The 22,198-nt window shown below is 71.4% G+C and carries 21 protein-coding genes; 15 read left to right on the top strand and 6 right to left on the bottom strand.

Going from position 1 to position 22,198, the window contains the following annotated elements; translation table 11 throughout:
- The first annotated feature begins 2 nt into the window (after positions 1 to 2).
- The 11 genes from ABEA24_RS11365 to ABEA24_RS11315 all read left to right on the top strand — a co-directional run bounded on the left by ABEA24_RS11365 (position 3) and on the right by ABEA24_RS11315 (position 14,550).
- Positions 3 to 1,973, top strand: a complete 1,971-nt coding sequence (locus ABEA24_RS11365) for a DUF8034 domain-containing protein (RefSeq protein ID WP_345430689.1) — start codon at positions 3 to 5, stop codon at positions 1,971 to 1,973.
- 23 nt (positions 1,974 to 1,996) lie between these two features.
- Entirely contained in the window at positions 1,997 to 2,788 is a 792-nt protein-coding gene (locus ABEA24_RS11360; RefSeq protein ID WP_345430688.1) for an RraA family protein, read from the top strand.
- Between the two features lie 63 nt (positions 2,789 to 2,851).
- Positions 2,852 to 4,726, top strand: coding sequence for a hypothetical protein (locus ABEA24_RS11355; protein WP_345430687.1), 1,875 nt, complete (start codon positions 2,852 to 2,854; stop codon positions 4,724 to 4,726).
- A 3-nt stretch (positions 4,727 to 4,729) separates the two neighbouring features.
- On the top strand, positions 4,730 to 5,941 hold the full coding sequence (locus ABEA24_RS11350) for an SGNH/GDSL hydrolase family protein (RefSeq protein ID WP_345430686.1): 1,212 nt from the start codon (positions 4,730 to 4,732) through the stop codon (positions 5,939 to 5,941).
- 63 nt (positions 5,942 to 6,004) lie between these two features.
- Positions 6,005 to 6,832 carry a dienelactone hydrolase family protein gene (locus ABEA24_RS11345; RefSeq protein WP_345430685.1) on the top strand — a complete coding sequence of 276 codons (828 nt, stop codon included), beginning with the start codon at positions 6,005 to 6,007 and terminating at the stop codon, positions 6,830 to 6,832.
- A gap of 54 nt (positions 6,833 to 6,886) precedes the next feature.
- Positions 6,887 to 7,663: an enoyl-CoA hydratase/isomerase family protein gene (locus tag ABEA24_RS11340; protein WP_345430684.1), complete on the top strand. Its 777-nt coding sequence runs from the start codon at positions 6,887 to 6,889 to the stop codon at positions 7,661 to 7,663.
- A 1-nt stretch (position 7,664) separates the two neighbouring features.
- Entirely contained in the window at positions 7,665 to 8,912 is a 1,248-nt protein-coding gene (locus ABEA24_RS11335) for a CaiB/BaiF CoA transferase family protein (protein ID WP_345430683.1), read from the top strand.
- Positions 8,912 to 10,057: a hypothetical protein gene (locus tag ABEA24_RS11330; RefSeq protein WP_345430682.1), complete on the top strand. Its 1,146-nt coding sequence runs from the start codon at positions 8,912 to 8,914 to the stop codon at positions 10,055 to 10,057. The genes ABEA24_RS11335 and ABEA24_RS11330 overlap by 1 nt, the downstream gene beginning before the upstream one ends.
- Positions 10,054 to 10,791 carry an SDR family NAD(P)-dependent oxidoreductase gene (locus tag ABEA24_RS11325; protein WP_345430681.1) on the top strand — a complete coding sequence of 246 codons (738 nt, stop codon included), beginning with the start codon at positions 10,054 to 10,056 and terminating at the stop codon, positions 10,789 to 10,791. The genes ABEA24_RS11330 and ABEA24_RS11325 overlap by 4 nt, the downstream gene beginning before the upstream one ends.
- A 176-nt stretch (positions 10,792 to 10,967) precedes the next feature.
- Positions 10,968 to 12,065, top strand: coding sequence for an aldose 1-epimerase family protein (locus tag ABEA24_RS11320; RefSeq protein ID WP_345430680.1), 1,098 nt, complete (start codon positions 10,968 to 10,970; stop codon positions 12,063 to 12,065).
- Between the two features lie 88 nt (positions 12,066 to 12,153).
- A complete protein-coding gene (locus ABEA24_RS11315) occupies positions 12,154 to 14,550 on the top strand; it encodes a glycoside hydrolase family 95 protein (RefSeq protein WP_345430679.1) in 2,397 nt (798 codons plus the stop codon).
- Positions 14,551 to 14,581: 31 nt separating this feature from the next.
- On the opposite strand, the gene crcB (ABEA24_RS11310) is transcribed toward ABEA24_RS11315, so the two are convergent.
- The 3 genes from crcB (ABEA24_RS11310) to crcB (ABEA24_RS11300) are packed head-to-tail and all read right to left on the bottom strand — an operon-like array spanning position 14,582 to position 15,845.
- Entirely contained in the window at positions 14,582 to 14,944 is a 363-nt protein-coding gene (gene crcB, locus ABEA24_RS11310; RefSeq protein ID WP_345430678.1) for a fluoride efflux transporter CrcB, read from the bottom strand.
- Positions 14,941 to 15,294, bottom strand: coding sequence for a DUF190 domain-containing protein (locus ABEA24_RS11305; RefSeq protein ID WP_345430677.1), 354 nt, complete (start codon positions 15,292 to 15,294; stop codon positions 14,941 to 14,943). The genes crcB (ABEA24_RS11310) and ABEA24_RS11305 overlap by 4 nt, the downstream gene beginning before the upstream one ends.
- Complete coding sequence (gene crcB / locus ABEA24_RS11300; protein WP_345430676.1) at positions 15,291 to 15,845, bottom strand: fluoride efflux transporter CrcB; 555 nt, start codon at positions 15,843 to 15,845, stop codon at positions 15,291 to 15,293. The genes ABEA24_RS11305 and crcB (ABEA24_RS11300) overlap by 4 nt, the downstream gene beginning before the upstream one ends.
- Positions 15,846 to 16,291: 446 nt before the next feature.
- Between crcB (ABEA24_RS11300) and ABEA24_RS11295 the strand changes: the two genes are divergently transcribed.
- The 3 genes from ABEA24_RS11295 (at position 16,292) to ABEA24_RS11285 (ending at position 18,343) form a co-directional block, all read left to right on the top strand.
- A complete protein-coding gene (locus ABEA24_RS11295) occupies positions 16,292 to 16,903 on the top strand; it encodes a polysaccharide lyase family protein (protein ID WP_345430674.1) in 612 nt (203 codons plus the stop codon).
- An 8-nt stretch (positions 16,904 to 16,911) separates the two neighbouring features.
- Entirely contained in the window at positions 16,912 to 17,643 is a 732-nt protein-coding gene (locus ABEA24_RS11290) for a fibronectin type III domain-containing protein (RefSeq protein WP_345430673.1), read from the top strand.
- 271 nt (positions 17,644 to 17,914) lie between these two features.
- Positions 17,915 to 18,343 carry a VOC family protein gene (locus ABEA24_RS11285; RefSeq protein ID WP_345430672.1) on the top strand — a complete coding sequence of 143 codons (429 nt, stop codon included), beginning with the start codon at positions 17,915 to 17,917 and terminating at the stop codon, positions 18,341 to 18,343.
- A gap of 23 nt (positions 18,344 to 18,366) precedes the next feature.
- On the opposite strand, the gene ABEA24_RS11280 is transcribed toward ABEA24_RS11285, so the two are convergent.
- Positions 18,367 to 18,525: a hypothetical protein gene (locus tag ABEA24_RS11280; RefSeq protein WP_345430671.1), complete on the bottom strand. Its 159-nt coding sequence runs from the start codon at positions 18,523 to 18,525 to the stop codon at positions 18,367 to 18,369.
- Positions 18,526 to 18,940: 415 nt separating this feature from the next.
- Between ABEA24_RS11280 and ABEA24_RS11275 the strand changes: the two genes are divergently transcribed.
- Positions 18,941 to 19,837 (top strand): aminoglycoside phosphotransferase family protein, encoded by an 897-nt coding sequence (locus ABEA24_RS11275; RefSeq protein ID WP_345430670.1) that lies wholly within the window; start codon positions 18,941 to 18,943, stop codon positions 19,835 to 19,837.
- 66 nt (positions 19,838 to 19,903) lie between these two features.
- Here ABEA24_RS11275 and ABEA24_RS11270 read toward each other — a convergent pair whose 3' ends face one another.
- Positions 19,904 to 20,071, bottom strand: a complete 168-nt coding sequence (locus ABEA24_RS11270) for a hypothetical protein (RefSeq protein ID WP_345430669.1) — start codon at positions 20,069 to 20,071, stop codon at positions 19,904 to 19,906.
- Between the two features lie 227 nt (positions 20,072 to 20,298).
- Positions 20,299 to 22,128 carry an ATP-binding cassette domain-containing protein gene (locus tag ABEA24_RS11265; RefSeq protein ID WP_345430668.1) on the bottom strand — a complete coding sequence of 610 codons (1,830 nt, stop codon included), beginning with the start codon at positions 22,126 to 22,128 and terminating at the stop codon, positions 20,299 to 20,301.
- Positions 22,129 to 22,198 lie beyond the last annotated feature (70 nt).

Raw genomic sequence — 22,198 nt, 5'->3', positions numbered from 1 at the left:
CCATGACCGAACGGATTCCCCGCGTCGTCGCGAGCGTGCCGGTCGGCGCGCCCCCGGCCTGGGCGATCCTGGAACGCCGGCTCTTCGACGCGCTCGACGAGGCGTGGCGCGCGTTCGCCGGACGCTACTGCGAGGGCGACGGCCGGCTGCGCTACACCGGCGCATTGGCGAGCCGCGACGGCGCCGACGACTTCTACGAGGCGTTCTTCAACTGGCCGACCCTGTACCGGCTGGGCGGCGCCGACGACCTCCTCAACGCCTGCAAGCACCACTGGGAGGGGGTGACCGCCCAGCTCACCGAGTTCGGCTACCTCGTCGACGAGTTCGAGCGCGGCTACGACTGGTTCCACCAGGGCGAGTCCCTGCTGCTGTTCTACGGCATCTGCGCCGCCGACCCGCGCGACGAGCGGTTCGCCGAACGCGCGCGCCGGTTCGCCGAGTTGTACCTCCCCGGCTCTCCGGCCGGCAACTACGACGCCGGCACCGACACCATCCGGGCACCGCACAACGGCGCGGGCGGCCCGCGCTACGGCGTCAACGAGGAGTGGACGTCGTACGACCAGGCGTCCATGCGTCCCTTCGGGCTGCCGTTGCGGGACCTGCCTGGCATCTCCTCCTGGGACGACCTGGCCGACCCCGCGAACGCCGAGCGGATGGGCGCCGCGATGAACGAGCGGATCGGCCGCGGCGACGTCGCCGTCAACCTTGCCGCCACCGGCCTGGCGACCAACGCCTGGCTGTACGGGCACGAGGACCGGTTCCGCGACTGGGCGCTGCGCTACGTCGGGGCATGGGAGCGCCGCGCCGCCGCACTCGGCGGGATCCTGCCGGACAACGTCGGCCCGTCGGGCCGGGTGGGGGAGTTGCACGGCGACCGCTGGTACGGCGGCAACTACGGCTGGCAGTGGCCGCACGGTGTCTACAGCGTCGGGGCGGCCGCCTTGGTCGCCGCCGTCAACACGGTCCTGCTCACCGGCGGCACCGACCACCTCGACCTCGGCCGGGGCCCGCTGGACCTGGTGCTGCGCCACGGGATACGCGGAACGGTCACAGATTTTTCCCGACCAACCCACCCCGACCGACCTCCCGGGCGGACGTCGATGAGCATCAGCGACCGGTGGTTCGCCGAACTCGGCGAGGACGCCGACCGGCCCACCCTGCTGGTGCCGAACCGGCACGACGACGGCGGCTGGTTCGACTTCCAGCCGCCGCAGCTCGGCCTGCCGGTGTGGCTGTGGCACGCGGGCATGGCGGAGGAGGACCGGGACCGCCTCGACCGGCTGTGGAAGGCGTCCGGCTACGACTGGCGCGTCGTCCGGGGCTTCCGGAACAAGGAGGAGGCCGGTCACGAGGCGCCGTGGCTGGCGTACCTGCGGGGGGACAACCCCGGGTTCCCGGAGGCGATGCTCACCGCCGCGCTCGGCCAGGTGGAGCGCCGGATGGCGCTCATCGACGCGGACCGGGCCGCCCCGGACGAGTTCCACATCCACCACTGGCAACGGCTCAACCCGGTGCTGACCGAGGCGCTGCTCCAGCTCACGACGGGCACGCCGCAGGTGCTGTACAACGGCGGCCTGCTGCCCACGCGCCTCGCCTACTTCGACGCCGACCGCCGCCGGCCCGGCCTGCCGCCCGACGTCGCGGCCCTCGTCGACGACGTCGGGCCCGACCGTACCGGCGTGGAACTCGTGCACACGGGCCTGACGGGAACCCGGCGGGTGGTCGTGCAGGCCGGAGCGTTCGGCGAGCACCGGATCACCCGGGCCGTCGTCACCGCCGCCGACACCGGCTACCCCGGCGACCTGACGTCGTACGTCGCGCCGGACACGACCGTGGTCACCCGTGAGCTCGAGGTCGGCGGGCCGCGCCTGGAAGTCGTGCTGCCGCCGGGACGCCGCATCCGGATCGATCTGCATCTGACCCTGCGGGCCGCCCGGCCCGCGCACCAGCACGCCGGGACCATCCCGGCGTGACGGCGACCGTGAGGAGCCCATCAGTGGAAGACAGCGTCCGGACAACCGACGAGGACCCGGTGTGGGACCTGCCCGTACGCGGTGAGGCGCCGGAACCACCCGACCCCGACCTCGTCCGGCGGCTCTCCGCCGTCAGCGCGGCCACCGCCTGCGCCAAGCTCCACGGGCAGGGGATACGGCGCACCTTCGTCTCCGGGCCGCGGCCGCTGTCCCCCGGGCAGAAGGTCGCGGGGCGGGCACTGACGCTGCAGTTCATGCCCCAGCGCGAGGACATCGCATCCGGCCTCGGCCAGGAGTACATCGAGCGGCACACCGCGCTGTGGGCCGTGCTGGAGACCGTACGGCCCGGGGACGTCCTGGTCGTGCAGGCCTACGGCAGCGCCTACACCGGCTGCTTCGGGGACATGCTGGTCCGCTACTTCAAGCAGAAGGGCGGCGCCGGCATCGTCGTCGACGGCTGCATCCGCGACGCGCCCCGCGTCCGGCGGCTCGGCGTCCCCATCTGGTCGACCGGCGTCACCCCGCACTACGCCTCCCAGTCCGAGCTCTTCCCCTGGGCCTACGACGTGCCGGTCGCCTGCGGCGGCGTGCTCGTCCTCCCCGGCGACCTGGTGGTGGCCGACGACGACGGCGCCGTGGTCGTGCCGCGCCGGAAGGCCCGCGACCTCATCGACTCGGCCGCCGACCACGAGGAGTGGGAGCGGTTCAGCCGGTCGCGCATCGAGGAGGGCGGCGCGCTGTCCGACTACTACCCGCTCACGCCCGAGACCCGCGCCGAGTACGAGCGCTGGCGCGCCGACGGGCGGGGAGCCTGAGGGCAGCCGCCGCAGAGAGTCACATCCATCGGGGTTCCCGCCAGTACGACCCGAGGAGGGTTCATGTTCCGTAGATCCCGCCAGCGACTCCTGCGCGCCGCCGTCGGCGCGGCCACGGCACTCGCGTGCCTGACCGTGCCCGCGGCCGCCGCCGACGCCCGCGACCGGGCGTGCACGCCGAAACAGCTGTTCGTCTCCCCGCAGGGCGACGACCGGGCGAACGGCACCATCGGTCGGCCCTGGAAGACGATCGAGCACGCCCGGGACGTCATCCGGCAACGGCACCTGAACCGGGACATGCGCTGCGACCTCGTCGTCCAGGTACGGGCGGGCGACTACACGGTCGACAGCACCATCCGGTTCACCGAGGCCGACTCGGGAAGCAACGGGCACTCGGTCGTCTACCGCAGCTACGACGGTCCCGGGAAGGCCCGCTTCCTCGGGGCGAGGCAGATCACCGGCTGGCAGCACTACAAGGGCGACATCTACCGGGTGCAGACCGACAAGAACCACCCCTTCTACACCCTGTACGACAACGGGCAGCGGGCGACGACGGCCCGGACCCCGAACCGCACCTCCACCGAGACGCTCGGCCCGTACCTGCAGTCCTTGGAGAGCTCCGACGACGCCCTGACCAACTCCCAGCAGTGGATGGCCTACAAGGACGGTGACTGGGACCAGAACTGGGACCTGCACGACGCCCAGGTCGTCGTCTGGTCCGGCGGCCACTGGAGCTGGTTCACCGACACCGACCCGATCCTCAACGTCAACTGGAAGAAGAAGTTCGTCAGCCTCCGCTACCCGACGAGGTTCTCGCTGTACTCCCAGGTCGGATCCCGCTACTTCATCCAGAACTCCCTCGACTTCCTGGACCAGCCGGGTGAGTACTACCTCGACCACAGCGACGGGATGCTCTACTACCGGCCCCGTAACGGCTCGATCGAGAACAGCACGGTCATGGCGCCGACGGTGCAGACGGTCTTCTCGATCGCGGGCAGCTCGCCGTCCGCGCGGGTGCACGACCTGTCACTCGACGGGTTCACCGTCCAGTACACCGACTTCACCGACTGGTACCGCTACGGCTGGAACGGCGTCGGTGACTCCGGCTACGTGCATAAGTACCCGGACTACGACCGGCAGATCGAGATGCCGCGCAACCGGTACGGCGCCGTCACGCTGACGAACACGATACGCGTCGGCCTGCGCCGCCTGCACATCGCCGACACCGGCTGGACCGGCGTGTTCCTGCTGTTCGCCAACGACCACGACACCGTCTCCGACAGCCTCTTCGAGAACCTCGGCGGCGACGGCGTCAAGATCGAGGGGCCCTACCCCGGGGAGGGCGACGTCGCGAACCACAACGTCCTGACGAACAACTACATCACCTGGATCGGCGAGCTCGTTTCCGGTGACGCCTCCGGCTACGAGATCCTCGACAGCGGGCACAACGAGCTGAGCCACAGCGTCATCCAGCACAGCGCGCGCTACGCCGTCAGCGTCAAGGCGATCACCACCGTCGCCAACGCGGACAACTACGCGGGCGGCAACGCGCTGAGCTACCTGCGGATCGCGCACGCCGGCCAGGACAGCGGCGACATGGGCGCGATCGACTCGTACGGCGTGCAGAACTTCGAGCCGCACACCATCGAGGCGTCGATGTCGCAGATCCTCATCGACGACGTCAACGCCGACCCGTCGATGCCGGACGTCGTGCCGAGCGGCGTGCACATGGACGCCGGCGGCTGCGGCTACAAATTCTCCGACATCCAGGCCACGAACATCCAGTACCGGCAGCCGTTCCACGGCAACACGAACTGCAACGCCTTCGAGAACAACAGCTGGGACGCGAACTTCGACTCCTCGAAGATGGAGTACGACAAGATCGGCGTGACCGCCGGCTTCCCCTACCCGATCCCCGCCGCCGCCCAGGGCCACTGACCCATGGACGCGCGGAACAGGAGACGCTGGGCGCGGCGGGCGCTCGCGGGCGCGCTTCTCGTCGTGCCCCTGATCGGCGCCACACCGGCGTACGCCGGCCGCGGATCCGCCCACGAGGCGTCGACGTGGGCGGCCGCCGACGACACCACCGGCGGAACCCTCACCGAGATGACCGTACGGAACATCGTGCACATCAGCGTCGGCGGTACCGGCCTGCGGATCCGGCTGTCCAACGCCCTCGGCGACCGGCCGGTGACGTTCGGCGCCGCATACGTCGGCGTCCAGCGGTCCGGAGCGGACCTGGTGCCCGGTTCCAACCGGCGGCTGAGGTTCGGCGGCAGCGCCTCGGTGACGGTGCCGCCCGGCGGCGTGGTGCTCAGCGACCCGCTGCCCGGGCGCGTGCCGGCCCGGCGGAACCTCGCGGTGAGCCTCTACCTGCGCGGCGCGAGCGGCAAACTCACCGCCCACAACCGCACGATGCAGTTCACCTACAAGTCGACGTCGGGCGACCACGCGGCCGAGGAGGCGGGGACGGCGTTCCCGACCCAGTCGGCCGTCTGGTTCTGGCTGGACGCCGTGGTCGTGACCGCGCCGAGGACCGTCTCCACGGTCGCCGCCCTCGGCGACTCGATCACCTCCGGCGTCGGCTCGACCGCGAACGCGAACCACCGGTGGCCCGACTACCTCGCCGACCGGCTGCGGGCCCTGCCGCCCGCGTGGCGGCTCGGCGTGACCGACGAGGGGATCTCGGCCAACCGGGTCCTGAAGGACGGCGTTGGGCGCAGCGCCCGGACACGGCTGGTGAGCGACGTCCTGACCAAGCCCGGCGTCCGGACGGTGATCCTGCTCGAAGGGGTGAACGACATCGGCGCGGGCGGCGCCACCGCGGCGCAGCTCACCGCGGCGTACCAGGAGATGGTCGCGGCGGCGCACGCCGCGGGCCGCTGTCTCATCGGCGGGACGCTGACCCCGTTCGGCGGCTCGGTCTACCAGAGCACGGCGAACGAGGCCGTCCGGCAGGAGGTCAACGCCTTCATCCGGACGAGCGGCGTCTTCGACGGCGTCGTCGACTTCGACCGCGCCACCCGTGACCCGGCCGACCCGACGCGGTTGTCGCCCGCCTACGACTCCGGCGACCACCTCCACCTGAGCGACGCCGGTTACCAGGCCATGGCCGACACGATCGACCTGGCGCTGCTGCACTGCCGGAGATAGGCGCGCGCGTGCCCGGGAGCGACCCTCCCGGGCACGCCGCTTCGGACGAAGCGGAGGAGAACGGTGACGCGGAACCACCGGGATCTGGGGCCGTTCAGCGACCTGGCGGACTTCGCCGCGGGCCTTGGCCCGGCCGGGGCGGGCCGGATCGACGCGGCCACGGCCCGCCGGATCGTCGGCTTCGACCGCGACGGGACGCCGGCCGAGCCGCGCGTGGAGCGGCGCTGGTCCAGGGACGGCCTCGACGGCGAGGAGGTCTCCTGGTCGGTCGGCTACGGGCCGCGGACGCGCGCCTGGCTGCTCCGCCCGGCCGGAGCACGCGGCCCGCTGCCCGGCGTCCTCGCGCTGCACGGCCACGACGCCTTCAAGTACCACGGCAAGGAGAAGATCGCCGACGGCCCCGACGGCGTCCCGCCCGGCGTCGGTGAGCTGCGGCGGGCGTTCTACGGCGGCCGTCCCTTCGCCGACGCGATCGCGCGGGACGGCTTCACGGTGCTGGTCCCGGACATGTTCCTGTGGGGAAGCCGCCGCTTCCCTACGGCGACCATGTCGGGATCCGCCGGGCCGTCGCCGGAGGACCGGTGGGTCGCCCTGGAGCACGACGGCGGCGACCCCGCCGAGCACGCACCGCGCGCTCCTCGACCGGCACGTCGCCGGGCACACCTGGATGTTCTTCCCGCCGGACCTGCCGCGGGCCGGCGACTGGCCCGACCTGGCCGCCGCCCGTGCCCCCTCACCCCTCGTGGTCCAGTACCTGCGCGACGACGCGCTGTTTCCTCTCGACGGCATGCGGGCCGCCCACGAGAGGCTCGCCGAGCACTACCGCCGGTCCGGCGCACCGGACGGGTACGCCGGCGAATTCCACCCGGGTCCGCACCGCTTCGACCGTGACCTCCAGGACTCCGCCCTCGACCACCTGAAGCGCTTGCTGACCTGAGGAAGTACATGAACCAGACCACCGACGTCCGGTGCGAGGTCGACGGCCCCGTCGCCGTCATCACGCTGAACCGGCCGGCCAAGCTCAACGCCGTCACACCCGAGATGGCCGCCGCCCTGCGCGGTCACGCCGCCCGGCTGAACGACGACCCGGAGATCCGCGCCGTCGTGCTGACCGGCGCCGGTGACCGGGCCTTCTGCGTGGGCAGCGACATCCGCGAGCTCGACGCGTACGCGACGCCCTGGGACTTCCGCAACCGCGGCGACTACGGCGACGCGCTGCGGGAGCTGCGCAAGCCCCTCATCGCGGCGGTCAACGGGTACGCCTACGGCGGCGGCCTCGAACTCGCGCTGGCCTGCGACATCCGGCTGGCCGCGCGCACCGCGACGTTCGCCGCACCGGAGATCAAGCTCGGCTGGATCGGCGGCACCGGCCAGTCCGCGCTGCTCGCGCACAGCGTCGGGCCGGGCAACGCGGCGCTGATGCTGCTCACCGGCGACCCGATCGACGCGGAGCAGGCGCTCGCCTGGGGCCTGGTCAGCACGGTCGTGGAGCCCGGGGACCTGCAGGCCTCTGCCCGCGAACTCGCCGGGCGCATCGCGGCCCGCGCGCCCATCGCCGCGCAGACCGCCAAGGCCAACCTGCGCGCGGCGTACACGATGCCGCTCGACCAGGCGATCCGCTACGAGCGGGACCTGCAGACCGTCTGCTTCGCCACCGAGGACGCGGCCGAGGGACGGGCCGCGTTCGCCGAGCGCCGCGACCCGCGGTTCCGGGGGCGCTGACATGGGGATCCTCGACGGTTACCGGGTGATCGACCTGTCGATCGCGATGGCCGGCCCGCTGGCGGCGATGCGGCTCGGCGACCTCGGCGCGGACGTCGTCAAGGTCGAGCCGATCAGCGGCGAGTGGCAGCGGAGCGCCCCCGCCGGCGGCGCCACCGGGACGGTGCTGAACGCGTCGTTCCTGTCCCTGAACCGCAACAAGCGCAGTCTCGCGGTCGAGCTGAAGACCCCCGAGGGCCGCGCCGCCGTCCACGCCCTGGCGCGCCGGTCGGAGGTGTTCCTGCAGAACTACCGGCCCGGCGTCGCCGAACGCCTCGGCATGGACTACGAGACCATCCGCGCGCTCAACCCGGGGATCGTGTACGTCTCGATCTCCGGGTACGGCGAGTCCGGCCCCTACGCCGCGCGGCCCGGGCAGGACCTGCTGCTCCAGGCGATGAGCGGGGCGATGTTCAGCGTCGGCCGGGACGGCGACCCGCCCGCGCCCGCCGGCACGTACGCCATCGACGCGATCACCGCGTACAGCGCGTTCGAGGGGGCGCTCGCCGCCCTGCTCCACCGGGAGCGCACCGGCGAGGGCCAGCTCGTGACCGTGAACATGCTCGACGCGGCCATCGCCGTGCAGATGCAGGAGCTGTCGGTGTACACCGTCGGGGGAGTGCCGCAACGCCGCGGCGCCGAACCGCACGGACACACCTACATCCGCGCGCCCTACGGGGTGTTCGCCACCCGCGACGGGTATCTGGCGCTGGCCATGCCGCCCCTGGACACGCTCGGCACGGCGCTCGACCTGCCCGCGCTGGCGGAGATGGACACCGACGTGGACGGGCACCGCCGCCGGGACGAGATCACCGCGCTCGTCCGGGAACGGCTGGCCGGCCGCACCACGGGCGAATGGCTCGACCTGCTCGGCCGGCACGGCATCTGGGCGGGCCCGGTCCACTCCTACGCCGACGTCCTGGCCGATCCGCAGGTACGGCACAACGGGTCGTTCGTCACCTACGAGCACCCGACCGAGGGCACCGTGACGACCCCCGGGTTCCCATATCGGTTCAGCGCGACCCCGCCCCGGGTGCGCCGCGGCGCACCGGTCGTCGGCGAGCACACCCGCGAGGTGCTCACCGAGGCCGGCTACACCGGCGAGCAGGTCGCGCGGCTCCTCGGGGAGCACATCGTGACGACTCCAGGCGCAGCCACCCATGAGGACGTCGCTCCGGGCGGGGCCGTCCGTGAGGGCCGGGCGTCGTGATGCGGGAGCTGCGTGGGCTCACCTGGGACCATCCGCGCGGGTACGCGCCGCTGGACGTCCTGGCCCGGCTCGATGACGCCGGGCCGCACCGGTATGGGCGCGTACGGGCCCCGCTGCGCTGGGACCGCCAGCCCCTCGAAGGCTTCGAGTCGCGGCCCCTCGTGACTCTCACCGGCGACTACGACATCCTGGTCGTCGACCACCCCGGGCTCGGGACGGCCGTGGCCGACGGCTGCCTGCTGCCGATGGACGACCTGTTCGACGCGGCGACGCTCGCCGCGTGGCGGGAGGAGGCCGTCGGTCCCTCCTTCGACAGCTACGTCCTCGACGGCCGGCCGTGGGCCCTGTCGGTCGACGCCGCGGGCCAGGTGTCCGCGTTCCGCCGTGGCCTGACCGGCTCACCGCCGGCGACCTGGGACGAGGTACGCGAGCTGGCCCGGTCGGCGCCCGTGACGCTGTGCCTCGGCGGACCGCACGCCTTCCTCACCTTCTGCGCCCTGTGCGTCGCGTACGGCGCCGAACCCTGCCGGTCCGGCGACGAGCTGGTGCCGCGCGAGGCGGGGGAGGCCGCGCTCGACGTGATGGCCGGGCTGCTGGCCCGGAGCGTCGCGGAGGTCTGGCGGCTCAACCCGATCGGCGTGCTGGAGGCGATCGCCGCGGACGGCGGCCCGGCGTACTGCCCGCTCGTGTACGGATACGTCACCTACGCCGGGGCCCGCGGCGTGCGCTTCGCCGACGCTCCGGCATGGACCCCGGGCGGCCGGCCCGGGAGCGTGCTCGGCGGCACCGGGCTCGCGGTGTCCCGGTCCCGCGCCGATGACCCGGAGGTGCGCGCTGCCATCCGCGACCACGTGCGCCGGCTGCTGTCCCCGGCGGTACAGCGCAACCTGTACCCCGCCACCGGAGGGCAGCCCGTGGCGCGCTCCGCCTGGACGGATCCGGAGATCGCCGCGCCGAGCGGCGGCTTCTACCGGGCGACCCGCGCCACGCTCGAAGCCGCGTGGGTGCGCCCGCGGTCCGCCGGCTACCTCACGTTCCAGGACACCGCCTCCCGGCTGATCCGCGACGGGCTGGACGCCCGGATACCGCACGGTGAACTGCTCCGCGACCTCGACAAGCACTACGAAGGCTGGATGTGCGTATGACCACTGCTCTTGTCACCGGGGCCGGCGGAGCGCTCGGCCGTGCCACGGCCCGCCGCCTCGCCCTCGACGGCGCCCCGGTCGCGGCCCTCGATGTCGACGAGGCCACGCTCGCCGAGACCACAGGCCTCATCGAGCGGGTGGGCGGAACGGTCCTGCCAATCGTCGCCGACCTGCGCGACGCCGCGGCGATCGAGGCGGCCGTGGCGACGGCCGCCGAGCGGCTCGGCCCGGTACGGGTCCTCGTCAACAACGCGGCCGTCTACCCGAGCCGGCCGTTCCTCGAGGTGCCGCTCGCCGAGTACGACGACGTCCAGGCGGTCAACCAGCGGGCGTACTGGGTCGCCGCCCAGGCGGCGGCCCGGCGCATGGCCGAGCACGGCGGCGGTGCGATCATCAACGTCGCGTCCATCACCATGCACGGCGGGTGGTCCGACCTGGCCGCGTACGTCACGACGAAGGGCGCGGTGACCGCGCTGACGAGGGCGCTGGCACGGGAACTCGGGCCGCGTGAGATCCGGGTCAACTGCGTGTCCCCGGGCGCGTTCCCCACCGCCGCGGAGACGATCCACCCGGACCCGGAGGGCTACACGCGTTTCGTCCTCGAGCGGCAGGCGCTCAAACGGCGCGGCACCGCGGAGGAACTCGCCTCGGTCGTCGCGTTCCTGGCCGGGCCCGACGCGTCCTTCGTGACGGGGCAGACGATCGAGGTCAACGGCGGTTGGGTCATGACCTGACATCACGGCGGTGGCCCGGGAGCACCGGCGCGGGCCGCTGTGCCCATGGGGTGGCCCGGGGCCGCCGACACGGACCGCCTCCGATCCTCCGGACGCCGACCCGGCCCCCGGATCTCCGGACGCCGACGCGGGCGACGACGGAAAACCTTTGCCGAACGAATCTGGACAGGTGAGCGATGAGAGTGCGCGGGCAGGAACTGGGACGACGTGACCTCGCGGCGCGGATGGGCGATCCGGCGGCGGCCGGAGGCGTACGGCTCGTCACCCTCGGCGACGGCGTCGAGCGCGGGATCCGGGCACTGGAGTTCCGGACCGGGAGCGGGCTGGCCTTCGACGTCCTCGTGGACCGCTGCATGGACATCGGCGCGGCCGAGCACGGCGGCCGGGCGTTCGGGTGGCGGTCGCGGACCGGGTTCCGCAACCCCGGGCTGCACGAGCACGCGGACGAGGACGGCCTGTCGTGGCTGCGCTCGTTCTCCGGGCTGACCGTGACAGCAGGGCTCGACCACACCCTCTTCGGCGGAGAGGTGGACGCCGAGTCGTACCGGTACCCGCCACGCCCTGCGGTGCGGCACGGGCTGCACGGCCGGGTGGCCAACATCCCGGCGCGGCTGACCGGGTACGGCGAGCGGTGGGACGGCGACGACTGCGTGCTGTGGGCCGAAGGGGAGGTGCGGCAGGCGGCGGTGTTCGCCGAGAACCTGCGGCTGACCCGCCGGATCGAGGCGGACCTGGGCGGCGACGAGATCCGGCTCACCGACACGGTGCACAACCCCGGATTCGACACGGTCCCGCACATGTTCCTCTACCACGTCAACCTCGGCTGGCCCCTGCTCGACGAGGGCAGCCGCTTCCTCGCGCCCGTGCGCGCGACGGTGTGGCGGACCGACAGCGTCGCCGAGCAGGGCGTGGACGCGTGGACGCTCCCGGCGCCGCTGCCGGGATTCGTGGAGCAGGTGTACGAGCACGAGCTGGCCGCCGACGCCGACGGGCTGACCGGGGCCGCGCTGGTCAACGACCGGCTCGGGCTGGCGGTGAGCGTCGAGTGGCGGGCCGCCGAGTTCCCGTGCTTCTTCCAGTGGCTCAACCTGCGCGCCGGTGACTACGCGGTGGGCCTCGAACCGTCGACGCACCACGTGGCGGGCGACGCCGCCGCCCGTGACGACGGAAGCATGATCTGGCTCGGGCCGGGCGAGTCCCGGACCTACCACACCGTCTTCCGGGTCCATCAGGGCGCCGACGCCATCGCCGGCCTCGAGACCCGCCTCACCTGAGGCACCGCGGCGCCGGCATCCGCCGCCCGCGCCGCCGCGAACCATCGGGGGCTCCGCCAGTAGCAGGGACCGAATGAAAGGCCACGACATGTCCGAGATCTCCCGACGTAATGTCCTGAAGGCCGCCGGAGTCGGCGCGGCGGTCGCGTCGACGACCGTCGTCACCGGGACCGCCGCCTACGCCGGCACCGGCGACCAGGAGGCCAACCCGCTCCGGCTCTGGTACCGCGGGCCCGCGCAGGAGTGGCTGCAGGCTCTCCCGATCGGCAACGGCCGCGTCGGCGCGATGGTGTTCGGCGGGGTCGACTCCGAACGGCTCCAGCTGAACGAGGACAGCATCTGGGCCGGGAGCCCGCACGACTACGACAGCCCCGACGCGCTGGCGAACCTGCCCGAGATCCGCCGTCTGGTGCTCGCGGGTAAGTGGAACCAGGCTCAGCGGCTCGTGGACAAGACCTTCCTCGGCCGGCCGTCCGAGCAGGCCGCGTACCAGCCGGTCGGGAACCTCACCCTCACCTTCCCCCAGGGCGGCGACCCCACCGAGTACCGCCGCGAGCTGGACCTCGAGACCGCGATCACGAGCGTGACCTACGTCAGGGACGGTGTGCGGTACTCCCGTGAGGTCTTCGCCAGCACTCCCGGTCAGGTCATCGTGATGCGGCTGACCGCGGACCGGGCCGGCTCGATCTCCTTCCAGGCCGCGTTCGACAGCCCGCAGCAGGCGACGACGACCGGGACCGACGACCGGACGATCGCCCTCGACGGCGTGAGCGGCGAGTGGCAGGGCCGGGCCGGAGCGGTCCGGTTCCAGGCGCTGGCGCGGGCCGTCGCGCACGGCGGCCGGGTCCGTACCGACCAGGGCAGGCTGATCGTCGAGGAGGCGGACGCCGTCACCCTGCTCATCTCGATCGGCAGCAGCTACCGGAACTACCAGGACGTGAGCGCGGACCCCGCGGCCCGGGCGCGGCGGCCGCTCCGGCCGGCGGCGGCGCAACCGTACGAGCTGCTCCGCCGCGTCCACGTCCACGACTACCGCCGGCTGTTCGGGCGCGTCGAGATCGACCTGGGCACCTCGGACAAGGTGGCGCTGCCGACCGACGAACGCATCCCGCTGTTCCAGACCGGCGCCGACCCGCAGCTCGCGGCCCTGTACTTCCAGTACGGGCGCTACCTGCTGATCTCCTGCTCGCGTTCGCCGGGGCAGCCGGCGAACCTGCAGGGGCTGTGGAACGACAGCATGACCCCGGCGTGGGAGTCCAAGTACACCGTCAACATCAACTTCGAGATGAACTACTGGCCCGCCGGGCCCACCAACCTGGCGGACTGCTGGGAGCCGGCGGCCGCCATGGTCCACGAGCTGGCGGAGTCGGGGCGGCGCACCGCCAAGACGCAGTACGGCGCGGACGGCTGGGTGCTGCACCACAACACCGACGGCTGGCGCGGCACCGCGCCGGTGGACTACGCGCAGTACGGCATGTGGCCGAGCGGCGGCGCCTGGCTGTCCGTCGTCCTGTGGGACCGGTACCGGTTCACCGGTGACAAGCGCCTGCTCCGCCGCGACTACCCCGTGATCAAGGGCGCCGCCCAGTTCTTCCTCGACACGCTCGTCGAGGACCCGGAGCACGGCTGGCTGATCACCAACCCGTCACAGTCGCCCGAGGTGACCCATCACCAGGACGAAGGGGAGAGCGTCAGCATCTGCGCCGGGCCGACGATGGACATGCAGATCCTGCGCGACCTGTTCGACGCCTGCGCCGAGGCGTCGGAGATCCTCGGGCAGGACCGGGACTTCCGCGCGAAGGTGAAGGCGGCCCGCGCCCGGCTCGCGCCCATGCAGATCGGCTACCTCGGTCAGCTCCAGGAGTGGCTGGAGGACTGGCGGGAGGCGGCGCTGGTCGTGAGCCGGCACGTCTCCCACCTGTACGGGGTGTTCCCCAGCGCGCAGATCGTGCCGCGGCAGACCCCGGACCTGGTCAACGCGGCCAAGCGGAGCCTGGAGCTCCGCGGGAACGCCGGTCAGGGCTGGTCGCTCGCCTGGAAGATCAACATTTGGGCCCGGCTGGAGGACGCCGCAAAGGCCTACCAGCATCTGTCCAGTCTGCTCACGCCCGCGCGGACGGCGCCCAACATGTTCGACCTGCATCCGCCGTTCCAGATCGACGGCAACTTCGGCGGCGTCTCCGGGATCACCGAGATGCTGCTGCACAGCCACGCCGGGGAGGTCCATCTCCTGCCCACCCTGCCGGACGCCTGGCCGGCCGGTCACGTACGGGGCCTGCGCGCGCGGGGCGGATTCGAGGTCGACATCGAGTGGCAGGGAGGAGCCCTGTCCGAGGCGGAGATCCGCTCCGACCTCGGCGAGGAGATCCGGATCCGGACCCAGGCACCGGTGTCCGTGACGGGCGCGCGGGTCAGCCGTCCCGAGCCGAACGTCGTGGTCTTCGACACCCGGCCCGGCGGGACGTACCGCATCCGCCCGTCCTGACCGCGGCCGCGCGATCGGCGTCACCGTGGAATCAGACGGAGACGCCGATCGCGAAGCCGGCCGTGGCCGCCAGCAGCCCGAGTCCGACGCCGGCCAGGACGTTGAGGCCGGCCTCGCGGTACGACCCGTCCTCCAGGAGACGGGCGGTCTCGAAGCCGAACGTGCTGAACGTCGTCAGGGCGCCGCAGAACCCGGTGCCGGCCAGGGTGACGATCGGCTTCGCCAGGTCGTGGGCGGCGCCGGCGAGCAGCCCGAGGATGAGACAGCCGATGAGGTTGACGGTGAGGGTGCCCCAGGGGAAGACGCTCTGGCGGCGCCGCTGGACATAACGGTCGATCAGGTAGCGGCTGGGTGCTCCGACGGCGCCGCCGAGCAGGACGAGGAGGACGGTCACGGCTCCTCCCGGTCGGTGCCGCGGCCGACGTACCGGTAGACCTCGACCTCGTCGAGGATCACGAGACCCTCGTCGATGAGGTCGTCGAGTTCGAGCAGGAAGTCGACGATCTTCTCTTCGGCATCGACGATCACGATGGCCAGCGGAAGGTCTTCGCTGAGGGAAAGGATCCGGCTGGTGTGGATGTGCGAGGAGGCGCCGTAGCCCTCGATGCCGCGGAACACGCTGGCTCCGGCCAGCCCGCGGGCGTGGGCGCGATGGACGATCTCGCTGTAGAGCGGCTTGTGGTGGTACTGGTCGGTCTCACCGATGTAGATCGTGACGCGGCAGGCCCTGCCGTGCAGTCTCATGCTCGCCCCCCTTCCAGGTTCCGGCGTACGGGCAGGCCGCCGACGAGACGGGCGACGATCATCCCGCACCAGACAGCGGCCAGGCCACCGACCAGGCTGGCCAGCACGTACCCGCCGGCGAGGAGCCACGCGCCGTGCCCGGCGAGGTTCCTGGTCTCGACGGCGAAAGTGGAGAACGTGGTGTAACCGCCGAGGAATCCGACGCCGAAGAAGGGACGGACGTACCGGTTCGGAGGCCATACGTCCAGGACGAACACCATCAGCAGGCCGAGCGCCCAGCACCCGGACACGTTGATCAGGAAGGTGGCCCAGGGGAAGCGACCGGGCGCGACGGGGACGGCCACGGAGATCAGGTAACGCGCGAGGCTGCCGAGCGAGCCGCCGAGGGAGATCGTCGCCAGGACGCTCCACTCGCGCCGGCGGCGGGGTGACGTCCTGAGCGCGAAGACGTCGTCCTGGGCGTCGGTGTCCTCGTCACCGAGGTCGGCATCGGGATCGATCGGCAGATCGGCGCGGCCGCCGACCGAGCCATCGGGGAATCGTGAGGTCACGGCCATCCTTCCGGGGTGGGTGCTCAACAGCGCGCCGGATACGGGAGGCGCCCACTCGGGGCGGGCGGCCGCCGGACCGGCGGACCGTGGACGTCACGACGACGACCCTTCGCGGCACGGCACCTCCCTGACATCGCGTCAGGGACCGTCAGCGGCGGCGCCGCGGTTGTGGGTGAGCCCCATCACCTCAATGCCCCCATTGTGCCTCATCGGCGCGCCCGCACGGAGACGACCCCGGCCCGTCACGGCCCGAGCACATTGATCGGACGTATTCCGGCATCGCCGTGCTCGACGCTGGCGACCTTCGGTGGTCGCTAGCTGGTATTTCTCATAATGGAACGATCTATAAATAACCAGATGGGTCGTACATATTGACCTGAGCGGTGGATAGTGGTCCCATGAATCGACTGTAAAGAACCTTTATCAAAGAGGGATGTGAGGAACTCATGCGATCTCCCACCCGGACGCGGCTCGCGGCAGGGGCGCTCGCCGCAGCCCCGGTGCTCGGCGTTCTCGCCATCCCCGGCACCGCCGCGGCGGACCCCGTCGAATCCGGTCCCTGGACGTCGTACTCGCCCGGCTACAAGGTCCAGGAGAAGGGCTGCGGTCAGGTCGACGGCCTGACGTTCACCCTGAGCTGCTCCAACTCCAGCGGCGAGCAGCGGGCCGAGCGCCGGTACGACACCTACTCCAGCGGCACCCGGCAGTTCGAGGGCTACTTCCGCATCGTCAGCATGGGCGGCAGCCGGGTCAGCCTGAAGCAGACGTTCAAGACGACCGGGCCGTTCTTCCTGCTCGCCGTCGAGAACGGAGGCCGGCTCTACTCCGTGCACGGCGGCGACACCATCGCGACCGGGGCGACGGTCGGCACGCGCGTACGGGTCAACACCGTCCACGTCGTCGGTAGCAAGCTGCGGGTCTACATCAACGGGTCGCTGAAATACACGACGTCGAGTGAGAGCGGGAGCTTCTACGACAAGTTCGGCGCCTATCGCACCGCCAGCGGCAAGGGGCCGATCAAGGTCGAGTGGAGCGACGTCCAGTTCTGGCACAAATAGGCCGGTCGATGAGGGTCTCCATCCTGGCGCTCCTCCTCGCGCTCGGCCTGGCGGGCTGCGGGACCCGGCCGGCGGCACGGCCTCCCGGTGCGGATCCGCCCATCCGGCTCACCGCGACCCTGGTCAAGCCGACGGAGGTCACGCTGACCTGGCGGGACACCCAGCGAGGCGTCGCCGGTCACGTCGTGGAGTTCGCGACGAACCCCCGTGGCCCGTACACGGTCCTGCGGTTCGCCCCGCCGGGCGAGACGACGTTCACGCATCCGGACCTCATGCCGGAGACGTCGTTCTACTACCGGGTCCGCGCCTATTACGGGCCGACCTCGCGCTCGATCGACGTCACCGTGCCGGGAGGGCGGCGGGCGGGCAAGGACGCGACGCGCGATGACGACTGGGCGACGCCCCGGCACATCGGCGGCCCGGCCGACCGGCACACCGTACGGGACGGGAGCGCCGCCGCGACCCCCACGGACCTGCGCGGCACCGTCATGGCGCCGAACGGCATCAGGTTCACGTGGACCGATCACGCCGGTGACGAGGACGGATACCTGCTCGAGTCCCGGCCGAGGGGACGCCCCGACTTCCAGGTGGTCGCGGTCATCGACCCGGACATCGACTCGTTCGGCCTGATCACCCTGCCGGAGGAGCGGGTCGCGTCGTACCGGGTCCGGGCGTTCGCCTACGGGCGTTCGTCCGACCTCGCCGTCCGGAAGACGGGCGCGGATCCCGCGGATCGGTGAGGCACCGCCGGGCCGTGTCCGCCGACACGGTCCGGCAACGCGGTCCGCCAACGCAGCCCGGCTTTTCCGGACTAGCGGTTGATGACGGGTGAGCTCGCGTAACCGATGAGCGCGTATTCGTCCGTGCAGGGGATGGACGGTCACCGTGTGTGGTTGCGGGGATGTAGCGGGTCCGGGTCTCGCCGGCCTCGGTGGTGATGAGTGATGGTCTGGTGGTGGAGGCCGAAGGACTGGGCACAGGGTTGTCAGAGACGCGGAGTACGGTCCCGCCATGGCAGCGACAATCGATCTGACGTTCGACGCTACGAACGCGCGGCTCCTCGGCGAGTTCTGGAAAAGGGCGCTGGGATATGTCGACGAGCCCCCGCCTGCTCCCTTCAAGACCCGTGCGGAATGGCTCGCGCAGTTCGACCTGCCGGAGGACGAGTCCGATGAGGACGGGGCGTGGCTCTGCGATCCGGACGGCGTCGGCCCCAGGCTCTCCATTCTCGCGGTCCCCGAACCCAAGACCGCCAAGAACCGGCTCCATATCGACATCCGGGTGCTCGGCCATGGCACCCCCAGCGAACGGTGGGAGCGGATCAGGGCGGAGGCCGCGCGGTTGGTGCGGGCGGGCGGGAGCGTCCTGGAGGAGTTCGAAGGGCACCACATCGTCATGGCCGATCCGGAGGGCAACGAGTTCTGCGTCGCCGCGACGTGAGTCTCTCAATGGGGTTCTTCTGATCATCGACGGGCCGGGGCGTCGGTGAAGGTGGGCATGCCGAGGGCGACCGACTGGGGGCGGCCGTCGGCGGAGGCGCGGTTGAGGTTGGCGAGTTTGGACTGGGCGGCGTTCAGGACGGCTGTTTTCTGATCTGGCGGTGGCAGGCCGGATGCGGTCACGAACTCCTGGAAATGGGAAGGGTGGCGGTGCGGTCGGCGATCTCGCGGAAGGTGGGATGCCGAGGTTGACGGTGGCGGTCTTGCGGGCGCGTTCTTCGAGTTGGGCGAGTTTGTGCTAGGCAGCCGCGCAGCTGGCGTTCAGGCCTTCGATCTCGCCTAGCCAGCCGTGCTGTTCGGCTTCGGCGATCCGGTCGCCCAGGTTGGCGTGGATCTCCAGCAGCCGCGGCTTCTCGGTCGGGTCGACTCGCAGGAGGGGGCATCTGATGCAGGATTCTCTAAACTTTGGGGCCGTTCCGTCCCAAAGCCTCTGATCTGCAGCTCTCTGAAACCGAATTGATGACGCCAGAGGAATCACAGCGAGACGTTCCGGAGGGCGAGAGCCGCTCCGCCTGCCGCCTCAGTACTGTGACTTCGCATGACCGACGCCGAGATCGAGATCACCGCAGACTTGGTCCGTGACCTGCTGCAGGAGCAACATCCAGACCTTGCAGGGCGGGCCCTCCGCGAGGTGGCGGGCGGCTGGGGCAACCAAATGTGGCGCCTCGGGGACGAGTTGGCCGTGCGCATGCAGCGCATGGATCCCACCCCGGAGCTCCAGCTCAAGGAGCGGCGGTGGCTACCCGTGCTGGCCCCGCGCCTGCCGCTCCCGGTGCCGACCCCGGTGCGGTTCGGCGAACCGTCTGAGCGCTTCCCCAAGCACTGGACCGTGATGACGTGGGTTCCCGGCGAGCCGCTGGACCACGGCTCGATCAGCCGCGGCGCCCACGCGGCCGACACGCTGGCGGGCTTCCTCCGGGCACTCCATGTGGAGGCGCCCGCCGAGGCGCCGATCGCTACGGACCGCGGTGCCCATCCCAGGAACTGCACGGACGGCTTCGAGAACTTCTTCCAGGCCGTTGCCCCCAACGACATCGCAGCCGACGTCCGGGCCGTCTGGGACGACGCCGTTGCGGCCCACGCGTGGGAGGGCCCGCCGGTGTGGGTGCACGGCGACCTCCATCCCGCGAACGTCGTCGTCTCGGACGGAACGCTCTCGGGCATCGTCGACTTCGGTGGCATGTTCGCCGGCGATCCGGCGTGGGACCTCGCCGCCGCATGGGTGCTGCTACCCGCGGGCACGGCCTCACGGTTCTTCGACATGTATGCGCACGCAGACGAGGCGACGATCCGGCGCGCCCGCGGGCTGGCCGCTATGAAGAGCCTCTTCCTGATGCTCATGGGGCAGAACGGAGATCGGGGCCTTCCCGGCGGCAAGCCGAACTGGGGACCTGCAGGCCGGGCGGCACTTGATCGTGTTCTGAGGGGCGTTTGATGCACGCTTCTTTGAACTTGTTCTCGATCTTGGTTGAGGGCCATGCGGCAGCCCACCTTCGTGGGTTCATCGATCACCACGAGTGGTGGGGATACCGAGGTCCACGGCCGTATGCTGCCCGTGGCCCCGATCGAGCTGGCGGAGCTTCTCCTCGGCGCCAGCCAGGCTGATCTGGAGACATTCGACCTCGCCGAGCCAGCCTTCCGCCTCGGCTTCGGCGATTCGGGCGATCAAGTTGTCGCGGATCTCGGCAAGCCGTGCCCGCTGGGCCGGGTCAGGTCGGAGGAGCGAGCATCTGACGCAAGCTTCTCTGAACTAGCGCGTTCTCAGCGTTTGACCTGGTTGCGGATGGCGAGGAGGGAGAGGCCGAGGAGGAGGGGGCCGAGGATGCGGGCGGTGATGTCGAGGTAGCGGCCGGCGCGGTCCGCCAACGCGGTGTGGCGGCGCGGTCCGGCGGTGCATCACACCGGCTTGATCGATCGCGACTGCGGTGCCGGGTCGTCGAGGTACGCGGCGGCCTGGAGGCGGAAGAACTCGGCGTACGTCCCGTCGGCGGCCATCAGCTCGTCGTGGGTGCCGACCTCCACGACCTTTCCCCGGCGCAGCACGTGGATCCGGTCGGCCGTACGGACGCTCGAGAACCGATGGGAGATCAGCAGGACGGCACGGTCGGCGAACAGCTCCCTCATGCGGGCGAACAGGTCCGCCTCCGCGTGTGCGTCCATCGCCGCCGTCGGCTCGTCCAGCACGACGAGCGGTGCCTGCCGGAAGAAGGCCCGGGCCAGCGCGACGCGCTGCCACTGCCCGAGGGACAGGTCCGTGCCGCCGGTGAACTCCGATCCCAGGAGGGCGTCGTACCGGCCGGGCAGGTTCGCGACGATCGGGGCGACGCCGGCGCGCCGTGCCGCGTCGAGGATCCTGCCGCGGTCCCCGAGGAACGCCGGGTCGCCGAGGGCGATGTTCTCCGCGACGGACAGCTTGTAGCGCAGGTAGTCCTGGAACAGCACCGTGGACAGCGCCCGTAGCCCGGCGGCCGAGACGGGTCCTCCGTCGACCAGCAGTTCCCCGGAGGCCGGGGCGTACAGTCCGGTCAGCAGCTTGGTCAGCGTCGTCTTGCCCGAGCCGTTCTCCCCGACGAGGGCGACGACCTCGCCGGGGCGCAGGTCGATCGACACGCCGTCCACCGCAGGACGGTCGGCGCCGGGGTAGGTGAAGGAGAGCCGCCGGGCCCGCAGGGAGTCGAACGACCGGCGGGTGACCGACGGCGGCGGGGGAGGGCCGCCCACGCCGGCGGTGAACGCCCGCAGCGCGTCGAGGTGGCGCAGGGAGTCGCCGGACGCACGCAGGACGGACGTGAGCGTGATGCCCTGCGGGACGCCGATCAGCAGGCCGCCGAGCGCCGTCAACGCGGCCGCCGTGCCGATGACCCCGGAGGCCGTCGCGATGATCAGGCCGCCGACCGCGGCGGCCGCCATGGCGTGCCCGGCCAGTCGCGCCCGGATCTCCTTCCACAGGAATCGGCGCCGGAACGCGATCTCCGCGTTCAGCGTGCGGTCATAACAGGCCGTCAACCGGTCGAAGAACGTACGGCCCAGGCCGAACGCGCGAAGCTCTTTGGCCTCTTCTCTTCCCGTGAGCAACTGGGTGAGGTATCCGGCGGTGCGCTGGTTCTCGGTGAGACTCCGCTGCAGGTCGAAATGGGCCCGCTGCTGGAGCAGTGCGACGCGTATCGACGGGATCGCCGCGACGAGGAGAAGCGGAAGCAGCCACCAGGCCATGGCGATGAGCGCGATCACCACCGTCACCAGCGTCAACGCGGTCCGCGTCGCCGTCATGACGGTGAAGGGCAGATTGGGCGCGTGAATCTGGGCCGCCGTCAGCGCGATCCGGACCGTGTCGTGAAATCCGGGCCGTTCGAATTCCAGCAGATCCGCGCGGGCCGTGGCCGCGGTGACCCTCTCGACCGCGTCGCGTTCGATGGCGGCGCGAAGGACGCATTGATGAATGAAGCCGATGAGATTCAAGGCGCTGTTGACGAATACGAGGGTCATGACGACGAGAGCCGATATTCCGGCCCGCGGGATATCGGCATGTCCGTGTGCGGAGCCGAGCAGCCCGTCGGCCACGCCGTGCCCGCCGACGATCATGCCGCCCAGCCCGATCGACTGCAGGATCTGCAGGAACAGGACGCTCGCCACCCGCCGGCGGTCGGCCCGCCATCCCAGGATCACCCCGAAAGTCAGCAATCGCCGCATCTCGGTAAAACGCCGCCACCGACCCTTGATCGTCACGGTGCCGCCTTTCCTCGCGCCATGCCATCGCGTGACCGCCCGGTAGTCTGCCACGCCCCGGGAGGAAATG

The organism is Actinoallomurus vinaceus (assembly GCF_039542055.1).
GTDB classification, from domain to species: Bacteria; Actinomycetota; Actinomycetes; order Streptosporangiales; family Streptosporangiaceae; genus Actinoallomurus; species Actinoallomurus vinaceus.
This window is presented reverse-complemented; position numbering and strand designations above follow the sequence as displayed.